The 12226-nt window shown below is 33.3% G+C and carries 12 protein-coding genes; 10 read left to right on the top strand and 2 right to left on the bottom strand.

Annotation, left to right across the window (positions count from 1 at the left end):
• The 6 genes from QZ260_RS11260 to QZ260_RS11235 all read left to right on the top strand — a co-directional run.
• Nucleotides 1–1350 (top strand): TonB-dependent receptor (locus QZ260_RS11260; RefSeq protein ID WP_295986255.1); only part of this gene is annotated, 1350 nt, incomplete at its 5' end.
• A gap of 2 nt (nucleotides 1351–1352) precedes the next feature.
• Nucleotides 1353–2801, top strand: a complete 1449-nt coding sequence (locus QZ260_RS11255) for a RagB/SusD family nutrient uptake outer membrane protein (protein ID WP_295986252.1) — start codon at nucleotides 1353–1355, stop codon at nucleotides 2799–2801.
• Nucleotides 2788–4272 (top strand): hypothetical protein, encoded by a 1485-nt coding sequence (locus tag QZ260_RS11250; protein WP_295986248.1) that lies wholly within the window; start codon nucleotides 2788–2790, stop codon nucleotides 4270–4272. The genes QZ260_RS11255 and QZ260_RS11250 overlap by 14 nt, the downstream gene beginning before the upstream one ends.
• A 4-nt stretch (nucleotides 4273–4276) precedes the next feature.
• Nucleotides 4277–5422 (top strand): cytochrome c peroxidase, encoded by a 1146-nt coding sequence (locus QZ260_RS11245; RefSeq protein WP_295986246.1) that lies wholly within the window; start codon nucleotides 4277–4279, stop codon nucleotides 5420–5422.
• A gap of 29 nt (nucleotides 5423–5451) precedes the next feature.
• Nucleotides 5452–6885, top strand: coding sequence for a T9SS type A sorting domain-containing protein (locus QZ260_RS11240; RefSeq protein ID WP_295986242.1), 1434 nt, complete (start codon nucleotides 5452–5454; stop codon nucleotides 6883–6885).
• 195 nt (nucleotides 6886–7080) lie between these two features.
• Nucleotides 7081–8181, top strand: coding sequence for a DUF4407 domain-containing protein (locus QZ260_RS11235; RefSeq protein ID WP_295986239.1), 1101 nt, complete (start codon nucleotides 7081–7083; stop codon nucleotides 8179–8181).
• On the opposite strand, the gene QZ260_RS11230 is transcribed toward QZ260_RS11235, so the two are convergent.
• Nucleotides 8182–8460, bottom strand: a complete 279-nt coding sequence (locus tag QZ260_RS11230) for a hypothetical protein (RefSeq protein ID WP_295986237.1) — start codon at nucleotides 8458–8460, stop codon at nucleotides 8182–8184.
• Between the two features lie 322 nt (nucleotides 8461–8782).
• Between QZ260_RS11230 and QZ260_RS11225 the strand changes: the two genes are divergently transcribed.
• From QZ260_RS11225 to QZ260_RS11210, 4 genes are all read left to right on the top strand, one after another.
• The gene (locus tag QZ260_RS11225; protein WP_295986235.1) at nucleotides 8783–9214 is read left to right on the top strand and encodes a DUF4440 domain-containing protein; all 432 of its coding nucleotides are present in this window, start codon (nucleotides 8783–8785) and stop codon (nucleotides 9212–9214) included.
• 3 nt (nucleotides 9215–9217) lie between these two features.
• Nucleotides 9218–9691 carry a GNAT family N-acetyltransferase gene (locus tag QZ260_RS11220; RefSeq protein WP_295986232.1) on the top strand — a complete coding sequence of 158 codons (474 nt, stop codon included), beginning with the start codon at nucleotides 9218–9220 and terminating at the stop codon, nucleotides 9689–9691.
• A gap of 120 nt (nucleotides 9692–9811) precedes the next feature.
• The gene (locus QZ260_RS11215; protein WP_295986227.1) at nucleotides 9812–10771 is read left to right on the top strand and encodes an ornithine cyclodeaminase family protein; all 960 of its coding nucleotides are present in this window, start codon (nucleotides 9812–9814) and stop codon (nucleotides 10769–10771) included.
• A complete protein-coding gene (locus tag QZ260_RS11210) occupies nucleotides 10764–11831 on the top strand; it encodes a proline racemase family protein (protein ID WP_295986224.1) in 1068 nt (355 codons plus the stop codon). The genes QZ260_RS11215 and QZ260_RS11210 overlap by 8 nt, the downstream gene beginning before the upstream one ends.
• Here QZ260_RS11210 and QZ260_RS11205 read toward each other — a convergent pair.
• Nucleotides 11818–12226: M24 family metallopeptidase (locus tag QZ260_RS11205; protein WP_295986221.1), on the bottom strand; the 409-nt coding region annotated here is incomplete at its 5' end. The genes QZ260_RS11210 and QZ260_RS11205 overlap by 14 nt on opposite strands.

Genomic DNA, 12226 nt, shown 5'->3' with positions numbered 1-12226 from the left:
CCTGTTGAAACTGCCGAAAAACAAGATTATGAAAGTGACAGCTCTGAAACTACCGGTAGATCAGTTTTTGCGCAGTTGAATTATAATTTTTCAAAAAAATATTTTTTATTGGCAAATCTTAGAATTGACCAAAGTTCTGCCTTTGGTTCTGATAATAATACCGCTTTTAACGGCGGTTTAGGAGCCAGCTGGAATATTAGCAAAGAGTCTTTTTTAGAGAATAGTGATTTTGTTGATTTTTTAAGTTTAAGAGTGAGTTACGGTACCACAGGGAATTCTAGAATAGGGTCCTACCGTGCATTAGGCTTATACACCATAAGTGATACAGATACAGGCTACAACGGATTAAATTACGGTAATGTAACATCAGCTCCTAACCCTAACTTAGGCTGGGAAACCAATAAGAAATTTAATATAGGTATTGATTTTAACTTTCTAAATAAATTTAAGTTTACTACAGATTTTTTTAGAGATCAGATTATAGATCAAATTGTAACCAGAGACGTAATTATAGAATCTGGCTTTGGGTCAGCCCAAATTAATGGTGCCGAAATGTACAACCAAGGGATTGAGTTTAGCATACAATCGCAATGGTTTAAAAATGAATCCTGTTCATGGAAAACCAGTTTTAATTTTACTAAAATTAAAAACAAAGTGACTGCATTAACTGGTTTAGGCTCTGATTTTTCAGGTGCTGAATCGGCACGTTCTCAAACCATTGGATATCCAACTTCAGCACTTTGGGGTTATAACTTTATAGGGATTGATCCAGGTACAGGACGTGAGTTATTTAATGTTGATGGACAAATTTATGACTCAGCAACTGTAGCCAGCCAGTTTGACTCATCAGACTGGAGACCCATAGGCAACACACAACCTGATTTTTATGGCGGAATGCGAAATAATTTTTCATATAAAAATTTTAATCTAGGTATTATAATGTCGTATACCTATGGTTCAGATTTTTTAGTGGATCGTACACTATATGACAACTATCGAGTTTTAAGTAACCGAAATATCAGCGTCAATATTTTTGAAGACGCTTGGCTTAATCAGGGTGATACTGCTATACATCCCATTATAGCTAAAAATAACCGTATTATTTCAAACTCCAGCAAATATCTATTCGACACCTCACATATTAAACTTAAATCGGTTAGTTTAAGTTATAATCTACCCGTAAACAAATATAGGCTCCCCTTAAAATCATTAAGTTTTATTCTCAATGGATCTAATTTATATTATTGGTTTAAAGACAAGAGTCCTAAAGGAAAAAACGGGGTAGCTGAATTTAGAAACAGATATCCTGAGATGCGCACCTTTACACTCGGTATTAACACCACATTTTAACTATGAAAAGAGTCTTAAAATATTTAACATACTTGTCCTGCATCTTATTCTTCACCTGTAGCGATTTCTTGGTGCAAGAACCTGATGAGCAAATATCTATTACCGAGCAACTCGCTTATAAAGAAGGCGTTTTAACTGCTCTTAATGGTATATATAGAGATATAGAAGCTTTATTTTCTTCCAGAGAGGTTATTTATGCCGATGTACAAGGTGGCAATATTACGTTTACACCAGCAACAAATGATAAATTAATAGAAACTCCTTCATCTATTGAAAACAGTTATGAGTTTTCTGATCGGAAAGACGAATCTAATTATGCTAATTATTACAAAGAAATATATGATATTATTAATCAGGCAAATCTCATTTTGTCAAAATTTGATAACTATTCATTCTTTACTAAAAATGAACAAAATCAGTTGCAGGCAGAACTTCTAACCATTAGAGCCCTTATGCATTATCAGGCAGCCATTCACTATGCGCAAGCCTATGATTTCACTCCAGATGCGTCTCATTTAGGTGTCGTTTATAATACCAGAACATTAACTGCTGGCATTGATTTCCCATCAAGGTACACCCTAAAGGAAACTTACGATCTTATAAAATCTGATTTAAATACAGCTTTAAGTTTATACACAAATTTACAAGCACTAGCCGGCCCAAGTATTTCCTATTTTAACCCCACTACCACGCAAGCATTATATGCTAGAATAGCACTCCAAATGAATGATTGGGAACAAGCTTTCACATATGCGAACACGGTAATAACTACTTCTGGTATTTCACTCGCTACTCAAGAGAACTATGTTACAGAATGGGAATTAGATGAAGAACCTGTAAGTGAAATTGTATTAGAGTTTTCTGCACCAAGAACTTCTGAAGGTGATGTTTCATCTAGTATTTCAGGTCTTTTTATTTATAACTCTCCAACTAATTATAAGTCTTATGTAGCATCTGACGATTTATTAAACCTTTATGACCCTAATGATATTAGAGCTGATATGTTTTTAGAAGTCAACCTTCCAACTCTTAGTAATAGTGTTGAATTGGACTTACCATATTATTTTACCAAAAAATTTCAAGGGGATGCAGGTACTAGTTTTATTCGTCTTTCAGAAATGTATTTAATTCGCGCTGAAGCTAATGCACGTTTATCAGAATTAGATAATGCCTTAATAGACTTAAATCTAATAAGAGAACGCTCTAATTTACTACCATTAGATATTAATTCTGATATACTAGAAAATATATTTTTAGAGCGCCGCAGAGAACTTGCCTTTGAAGGCCATCTGCTCTTCGATATTATAAGGTATAACAAAGATGTTACTAGAAATTTGGGCTGTATAGCAAATACTTGCTATCTTAGTTTTCCATCTAATTTCTTTATATTACCTATTCCAGATAGCAGTACAGAATTAAATGAAAACATACAGCAAAATGAAGGCTATTAAACTATTTTTATTTATCGGTATACTATTCATATCATCGTGTAGCAGTAATAACGATGATGCTAAACGCTTTAGCAATAATAACGGGCAATTTATTCGCTTTTTTCTGTTGGTAGATTCCAATAACGACGTCTTAGAATCTCCAGAAATAAATGGAGGTCTTGTTGCGGTTTCTGCTTACGACAAGAGCAACGTAAAAACCCTTAAAATACCTGTAGCGATTACATCAACTGCTTTAATAGAAAATACAACAGCTACTTTTGAAGCAAGCACTATTGGAGAAATTGATTTGGATATCACACCTCAGGAATCTCTTAATTTTACTCCAGAAAAACTTATTGATACCATCTTTGTGAAAATAAATAACCGCTGGGATTTTTCACAAAAACAACAACTTAAACTAAAACTCATCAATATAAGTGATCCTAATATTGCCATTGGAATACAAAATAACCTAGACGCTAATGATGAATTACTTATAGATTTCCTAGAACCTTCACTTCAATACACTTTTGAAACCAATAGAATAGAAATTAAAGGAACACAAGGAGAGATAGTTGACTTTAAAGTTAATTTCCCTCTAGGTTTTTTTCCAAATGAAATTGATGACACTACTATTTTTGAATTCTTAAATGGATTTGATTATACGCTTACACGAAATGCCATTGGTCCTGATGGTACCTCCTTAAACTATAGAATCACATTAAATGAAGACATTCAAAATGACGATGTACTATATCAAACAACAATTTCTTTAATAGACACGGATAGCTATAGAGCTACCGGAAATACCGTTATACAACTTGTAAAACCTGTTAAAACTGAGCGGGACCTCGAAGCAAATACAGCGGCGAACTTTTATGATTTATCCGATCCATTTTATAGAGTTTATGGTGAACACTGGAACGATTTTAATAATGACGGGATTTGTGTATGGCAAGCCTTTTTTGCCTTTGCCTATCCAGTTGTTGTTAATTCTGATAATGAGAATGCTATACTTTATGACGATATGGGTACAACTGATACTTCAGATGATACCTATCACCACGCTTTTAAAATTGGTTTTAATGCTTTTGCAAATCCAACATCTACAACAAATTCGTTTAATTTAAAACGTTGGTTTAATGGAGAATCCATATCCTCTGTAAATTCTCCAGGTTTTAACATTCCAACAGCTATAGAGTTTTTTCCAGAAAACGGGAATAGCTTAACAAATGGACGGGCTCTTATAATTCCTCAATTCTTAACCATTGCAGGCAGGAATGGAAACAGTTATAACATTGCCATATCAGGCGAAGGAACTTATAGCGAAATAAGCACCGGTTTATTTGAAATAGCCTTAGAATTAAGAGCTACCAATGATGACCTTTTTGGCGGTACCGTAACCTCTGAATATCGCCTTTATAGTAACAATTCATATACAGAACCTGATCCTTTAACAACAAATAATTGTATTACCGAAACCGACCTTTAAATTTATGAGAATTAAACATCTTATACAAATAGTAACATTAATATGTCTCTTGTCTTGTAAAAATGACAAACAAGAAGCCTATTCAAGTATTGAAGTTTTAAGACAAGTATATTCCAGTAGTGATCTCACAACGTGGCCCGAACCTAATTTAGACAGTATTATTGATAAAAGTACCTTTGAAGATATAGGCGTGCTTCCAGACATGCCCTACCCTGCGGACAATACCTATTCTAAAGACAAAGCCAAACTAGGGAAAATATTGTTTTTTGACCCAAGACTATCTAATAGTGGGCAAATTGCTTGTGCCTCTTGCCATAATCCAGAATTAGGATGGACCGATAATTTGACGCGTAGTTTCGGACATAATCGTCAAACGGGTGGTCGCAATTCTATGACTATATTAAATTCCGGTTATGCCCATACGTTATTTTGGGATGGTCGCGCCTCTAGTTTAGAAGACCAAGCGCAATTTCCTATAGGTGATCCTTTAGAAATGAATGAACCCTTAAACATAGCCGTAGCTACAATTGCCGGTATTAAAGGTTACCGACCCTTATTTAAAAAAGCCTTTGGAAATGATTCCGTATCTTTAAAAAGTATTCAATATGCTATTGCGACCTTTGAAAGAACTATAAAAAGCCCAAAAAGCAAATTTGATCAATTCGTTAGTGGAAAATCAGACAAATTTAGTGACCAAGAAGTATTAGGCTTACACCTATTTAGAACAAAAGCACAATGTATTAATTGCCATAATACACCTTACTTTAGCGACAACCAATTTCATAATGATGGACAAACATTATTTGGAACAAAAAATGAAGATTTTGGCAGTTATAATGTCACAAAAAATAGGGATGATATTGGAAAGTTTAGAACCCCTACCATAAGAGAAGTGGCAAGAACTGGCCCTTGGATGCACAATGGGCACTTCCCTAGCTTATTAGATGTTGTAGAGTATTATAACTTAGGAAACCCAGCACCCATACAGAAGTCATTATTGGGAACCCCGCGTGATTCATTAATCCCTGAACCCTCGCCATTATCAAAAAAATTACATCTGAATAAACCAGAAGTAGATGCTTTACTGGCATTTATAGCAACATTAACCACGCCTACAAGGCGTATATTATTACCAGAATTACCAATATAAATATTAATTAAATTTTAAAACTAAGAATTATGAAAAAACAATTACCACTATTATTAACATTTATAAGTGCATTTGCTATGAATGCGCAAGTAACACTTGTAAAAGAAATTAACGACAGTGGAACATCTAGTTCTTTACCAGCAAATTTATTTGTTTTTAATAACAAAATCTACTTTGCCGCTGATGACTCCAGTGGTTCAAATACGCCCACAGGCTTAGATCTTGGAAAAGAACTCTGGATTACAGATGGAACAGAAACAGGAACAACAATTGTAAAAGATTTAAGGCCAGGTTCTGATAGTTCTTCTCCGGGTTCCTTTTTTGAATTTAATAATACAATGTATTTTAGTGCACTTGACGGAGTTAGCACCGGAACCGTATTATTTTCTTCAGATGGAACAGTAGCAGGAACTAATGCAACTGGTGGTACTTTTGTTTTTAATCCTTTAGAAATGGGAGGAATTGTATATTATATACTTTCAACAGATAATAATGCTTTATACACATTTGATGGAACGACACAAGTTAAAGTAGCAAATTCTGGTACAGAAGATGTTAATTTTTTAGGCGCGTTTGCTTCACTCAATGGTAAAATAATTGGTTATGGATTTACTGCTACTGATGATCCAACTATTGGAAAAGAGTTGTATGAGTATGATCCTGCAACAGATATATATACATTAATCAAAGATATTGCCGCAGGTATAGGAGATTCTGGAATTAGTAATTTTACTGTTTTAGGAAACGAATTATATTTTGAAGCATTGGACAGACTTTGGAAAACTGATGGAACAGAAAGTGGAACAATAGCAATTACTCCTGCAGATATTTTTAAAGGAACAAGAGAACTTTTTGCCTTTGATGGTAAAATTTTATTTGAAGGTGATGTAGCTGATGATACCAATGGTGATAGTGGAGGTGATAATTTAATTGCATATGATCCAGCTACAAATACTGTTACAAACATTAGTAGCTTTACAGGAAATTCTGAGAATCATGATCCTTCAGATTATGCTGTTTTGGGCGATTATTTATATTATAGAGGAGAAGAAGCTACAACAACTACAGGTCACTTATTTAGAACAAATGGTGTAACTACAGAATTAATTACAAATACCATTAAAGATATTGATGATTTAGCAGTTTTCGATGGAAAATTATATTTTGAAGGTGATGATGGCGTTAGTGGAAATGAACTTTATAGCTTTGACCCTGCAACATTATCTGTTGGCAATAACCAGGCAGAAATAGTACGTGTATTCCCTAACCCAACTTCAGACCACATTATGGTGTCTAAACAATTATTAAAAGCACCATTTGCGATTCATGACATTACTGGAAAAACAGTAAAAGAAGGAATTATTACTAATGAGCGCATTGACTTTAATTTAAGTAGTGGATTATACTTATTTAAAGTTAAAATGGAATTAAGTACAATAACTAGGAAGATTATTGTTAAATAATCCTCTTTTTTAATAACAATTAATTTAAAGCCTCGAAATTCGGGGCTTTTTTCATGACCCTATTTAAACGGTTTTAATATAAAAAACAACAGACATTTAAAAACAGATATAAATCCTAAAATTTTTGCATTATTTTTTGTAACAAATCACCGCCTTTAACGTTCTAATAGTCAATCAATCAAAATCAATCATATTATGTTAAAGCAATTCTTCATCATTTGCTCGGGCTCAGACACCGATATTTTAGAGCAATGTTCAAAAGGCGAACAAAACAAATACGCTGGCATTGGCGCCACCGTTTTCTTCACTGCAGTTATGGCTTTTATTGCGGGTAGTTATGCCCTTTACACCGTTTTCGATAATCTCTATTCGGCTATTTTCTTCGGACTCATTTGGGGTTTACTCATTTTTAATTTAGACCGATATATCATATCTACTATTAAGAAAACGGCAAACATTACAGATGAACTCATACAAGCCGCTCCCAGAATTGTACTCGCCGTAATTATTGCTGTAGTGATTTCAAAACCTTTAGAACTAAAGATTTTCGAAAAAGAAATTAACCAAGTGTTATTAGAACAGAAAAACGAATTGACTTTAGCAAATAAAACACAACTCGCTGAACAATTTACACCTAGTATCGATGGTTTAAATAGTGATATTCTAACTTTACAACAACAAATCGACACTAAAGAAGCTGAAGTCAATCAATTATACGATACCTATATATCTGAAGCCGAAGGAACTGCTGGTACTAAACTTCTAGGGAAAGGCCCAGTTTACAAAGAAAAACGAGAAAAGCATGATGCTTTATTAGCAGAATTGCAGCATTTAAAAACTTATAATAAAGAAAAAATCACCTCTATAGAAAGTGAAATCATAACACTTAAAGGGGATTATGACACACAGGTTGCCATAACCCAACCTATTATTAATAACTTTGATGGGTTAATGGCACGTGTTAACGCTTTAGGAAAGCTGCCTTGGTTACCATCCTTTTTTATATTCTTATTGTTTTTAGCCATTGAAACTTCACCAATATTAGCAAAGTTACTTTCGCCAAAGGGCTCCTATGACTTAAAGTTGGAAGACCAAGAAACGGCAATAAAAATAAATGTGCTTCAAAATATTAACCAACGCAAAGCCATGTTAAAAACAGACTATGCTCTTAACGACCGAATTTATAGCGATATAGAAAACGAAGATGAATTATATACTTACAAGCGCAAAAAAGCGAGGGAACTTATGCAATTGCAGGCAGATGCCTTTTATAAACAGCAGAAAAATATATTATAATTAAGCTGCTGTTTCGGTTTTAAAATGATCATATAGCTCTTTACAACCAGAACCAATTATAGATAATTTTTTGTTTTTAGCTAATGCTCTTTCATGAAGTTCTAAAATAGCATCAACACCATATTTATCCATACTTATTATGTCTTGAATACTAATAGTTAAGTTGTTTACTCTATCAAAAATATTGTTAAATTCATCATTAAATAAACTAACATTGTTCTTGTTAAGAATACCTTTTACTTTAAAGAAGTTGTTGCAATTTGAAATTTTAAAATCCATAATAAATTGATTTTTAGTAGTTAAAATGTAAATCTGAGGGAGCGTAATCGTTTTGACTACAGGATAAATGTAAGAAAGCAACACGGTATACGCACTATTTTTTCGACCAATAGAATCTAACTTTAGATGAAATAATATTTGATGTCAATTTCATCGACGAGCAACCTTTTTTTAATAGAAGATTTTGTTACTTTTACGTTTATTAAAACAATTAATACTCAAGCAAATCACGGTTCGTCATAAAAATAATAGGATGGTATAGCTTTTGCTTCTAGAGTAATCATAATGAAATTATGATTATAACAAGACTAAACACCAATACATGAAAAAACTAATGGTATTACTTTGCATAGTGTGCTTTTTTAGCAGCTATGCCCAATCTAATGATGAAGCCGACATAAAAGCCATTAATAAAGTATTAAAAAAACAAAGGATTGCTTGGTCCAATAATAACCTCGAAGAATTCATGGAAGGTTATTGGAAGAATGATTCACTTAAGTTTTATGGAAGTAATGGTGTAACTTACGGCTGGGAGAATACTTTAGAACGTTACCAAAAAGCTTACCCTACAAAAGAACACACAGGAAAACTAAACTTTAGAATTAATGCTATTACAAAAATAAGTGAAGGTGCCTATTATGTTTTAGGGGAGTATCATCTTAAACGAGATGTTGGTAATGCTGATGGTATTTTTATGATTATCTTAAAACAGATTAATGGCGAATGGAAAATTATTGCTGATACCTCATCTTAATTCATGGTGCCAATAATTAGAATAGCTACATTAAAAGATTTAACTGTTTTATTAGGCTTTGAACAAGGTGTTATTGCAGCAGAACGTCCTTTTGACCCCACAATAAAAGAAGGTACGATTACATATTATGATATTTCAGAATTAATTACAAGTCCAAACTCTGAAGTTTTTGTAGCCGAAATCGAAAATGAAATAGTGGCCTCTGGTTATGCGAAAATTAAAACTGACAGACACTACTTAAAACACGAAAAACAAGGGTATTTAGGATTTATGTATGTTTCTGAAGATCATAGAGGAAAACAGCTGAATAAGCATATTATTGACGCTTTACTGCAATGGTGTAAATCGCGTAATATTTTCGAAATAAGATTAGATGTTTATGATGACAATTTTCCAGCCCTAAGCGCTTACCAAAAAGTTGGTTTTAAAAAACATATGATTAATATGCGTTTAGATATTGAAAACTTAGATTTATAAATTCTATTTTATTCTTTCAACAAATTGATTGTCTATTGCATACAGTCTATCTTTCGTATGGTTTAAGTTTATTCACAAATAATATTGAATTAGAAATTATCATTTTGTTACATTTAACTTATGGAAAAAATTTCACAAATAGACAATGAGTTTATTGAAAATAACAACGTGTTTTCTGAATTAATCCAAGAGTTGAAACTTGGGTTTTCTATCAATAAAACAATTATTCCCATGCGTCATCATCATGACTTTCCAAATCCAGACGTTAATGCAGATTCTACATTATTGTTAATGCCAGCATGGAACCCAAGTAAAGATGCAGGTGTGAAAATAGTAACTGTAAGTCCTAAAAACGGACAATTTAATTTACCATCAATACAAGGCACATATATTTATTTTGACGCTATAAAAGGAACTATAAAAGCCATTTTAGAAGCTAAAAGTTTAACAGTTAAACGAACAGCTGCAGCATCTGCTTTAGCGGCTTCTTATTTATCCCGTAAAGATTCAAATTCAATGTTAATGATTGGCACGGGAGCATTATCCACTAATCTTATTAAAGCATATGCATCAATAAGACCTATAAAAAAAGTCTTTGTTTGGGGACGAAATTTTGAAAAAGCACAAGCCATTTCAACTGCATTAAAGAATGAAAGCTTTAGTATTCAACCAATTAAAACAATTGAAGAAAAAATATCTGAAGTCGATATCGTTTCATGTGCTACCTTATCTAAAACACCATTAGTTTTAGGAAAATATTTAAAAGCTGGACAACATATTGATTTGGTTGGTGCTTATAAAAAAGATATGCGTGAAGCGGATGATGAAACTATTACCCAAGCCTCTGTTTTTGTGGACACCTTTCAAGGTGGGCTAAAAGAAAGTGGAGATATTGTTATTCCTATTAAAAATGGTATTCTGAAAGAAGACGCTATTAAAGCAGATTTATTTCAGCTTTGTTCAAATAAACATAACGGACGCACTTCTAAAAAAGAGATTACGGTATTCAAATCAGTTGGTCATGCACTCGAAGATTTAGTTGCTGCTGGTTATTTCTATAATAAATTTAAAAATGAATAACACATATCAAAACATACTTGATAAGACCAATTTCGAAGCACCAAAGGATTGGTTGCAAATAAAAACAATTGATATGCATACTGGAGGCGAACCACTTAGAGTTATTATTGGTGGTTTCCCTGAACTAAAAGGTAATTCTGTTTTAGAATATCGTAGATATTGTAAAGATAATTTTGATTATTTACGCACGTCTTTAATGTTCGAACCTCGTGGTCATGCCGATATGTATGGCTGTCTTTTATTACCTCCAAACGATGATGAAGGCGATTTTGGAATCTTATTTCTACATAACGAAGGGTATTCAACAATGTGTGGTCATGCCATTATTGCTATTTCTACATTGGCAGTAGAGATGAAGTGGATTGATGTAAAAGAAGGCGATAACATTATAAAAATTGATGCCCCTTGTGGGAGGATTACCGCGTTTGCTCATGTTAAAAATGGAAAAGTTACAAGTGTTCGTTTTCATTGTGTTCCTAGTTTTGTTGTGGGATTAGACAGAACTGTTAATGTTGAAGGGTTAGGAAAAGTAACCTATGATTTAGCTTATGGCGGTGCATTTTACGCCTACATAGATATGGCAAAAAATAATTTTGGTTTTAATTTAAAACCAGAATCTTACCGAACATTAATTGCGAAAGGCATGAAAATTAAGCATGCTGTAATGAAAGCTGATAAAGAAATTTTACATCCTTTTGAAGACGATTTAAGTTTTCTATACGGCACTATTTTTATTGACAACAATAAACAAGTATCTGGTAACGATAGCAGAAATGTTTGCGTTTTTGCCGAAGGTGAAGTAGATAGATGTCCAACTGGGTCTGGTGTTTCAGGTAGAATGGCTATCCATAAATCAAGAAATGAAATTGGTTTTGATGAAACCATGACTATAGAAAGTATCACAAATTCGGTTTTTAAAGGCTCAGTAGTTTCTGAGGAAGACTTTGGCCCTTTTAAAGCTGTAATCCCTCAGGTTGAAGGAACAGCATACATTACCGGAATACAAACCTTTGTAATTGACCCAAACGACCCTATGAAAGACGGTTTTATTTTAAGGTAATCAATCTATTATTCTCCGAATGAATTCCAATACTGTGCATTGGTTTAGTAAACCATTTTGGTCCTTCTTTAGTCATATAAATATGATCTTCAAGACGGACGCCAAATTTATCTGGCACACAAATCATTGGTTCAATACTAAAACACATTCCCGGCTCTAAAACGGTTTCATTTCCTTTAACGATATAAGGATATTCATGAATATCTACCCCTATACCGTGCCCTGTTCTGTGTGGTAACCCTGGTAACTCATAATCTGGTCCTAGTTCATGAGATTCTAATACTTTTCTAGATGCCAAATCAATAGCAGAACAAGTATTTCCTAATTGAGAAGCATCAAAAGCAGCTTGTTGCGTTTCTTTTTCTATGTTCCAAATGCGTCGTTGTAAATCATTG

This window comes from uncultured Algibacter sp., assembly GCF_905480415.1.
In the GTDB taxonomy this organism is placed as follows: Bacteria; Bacteroidota; Bacteroidia; order Flavobacteriales; family Flavobacteriaceae; genus Algibacter_B.
The sequence above is the reverse complement of the archived record's forward strand: the minus strand, read 5'-3'. Positions and strand labels throughout refer to the sequence as shown.

What these genes read in the sequence shown, in the direction of transcription:
- QZ260_RS11215 (WP_295986227.1), top strand. Translation starts at nt 9,812, where the DNA reads ATGGAAAAAATTTCACAAATAGACAATGAGTTTATTGAAAATAACAAC.
- QZ260_RS11240 (WP_295986242.1), top strand. Translation starts at nt 5,452, where the DNA reads ATGAAAAAACAATTACCACTATTATTAACATTTATAAGTGCATTTGCT.
- QZ260_RS11220 (WP_295986232.1), top strand. Translation starts at nt 9,218, where the DNA reads ATGGTGCCAATAATTAGAATAGCTACATTAAAAGATTTAACTGTTTTA.
- QZ260_RS11235 (WP_295986239.1), top strand. Translation starts at nt 7,081, where the DNA reads ATGTTAAAGCAATTCTTCATCATTTGCTCGGGCTCAGACACCGATATT.
- QZ260_RS11250 (WP_295986248.1), top strand. Translation starts at nt 2,788, where the DNA reads ATGAAGGCTATTAAACTATTTTTATTTATCGGTATACTATTCATATCA.
- QZ260_RS11255 (WP_295986252.1), top strand. Translation starts at nt 1,353, where the DNA reads ATGAAAAGAGTCTTAAAATATTTAACATACTTGTCCTGCATCTTATTC.
- QZ260_RS11245 (WP_295986246.1), top strand. Translation starts at nt 4,277, where the DNA reads ATGAGAATTAAACATCTTATACAAATAGTAACATTAATATGTCTCTTG.
- QZ260_RS11210 (WP_295986224.1), top strand. Translation starts at nt 10,764, where the DNA reads ATGAATAACACATATCAAAACATACTTGATAAGACCAATTTCGAAGCA.
- QZ260_RS11230 (WP_295986237.1), bottom strand. Translation starts at nt 8,460, where the DNA reads ATGGATTTTAAAATTTCAAATTGCAACAACTTCTTTAAAGTAAAAGGT.
- QZ260_RS11225 (WP_295986235.1), top strand. Translation starts at nt 8,783, where the DNA reads ATGAAAAAACTAATGGTATTACTTTGCATAGTGTGCTTTTTTAGCAGC.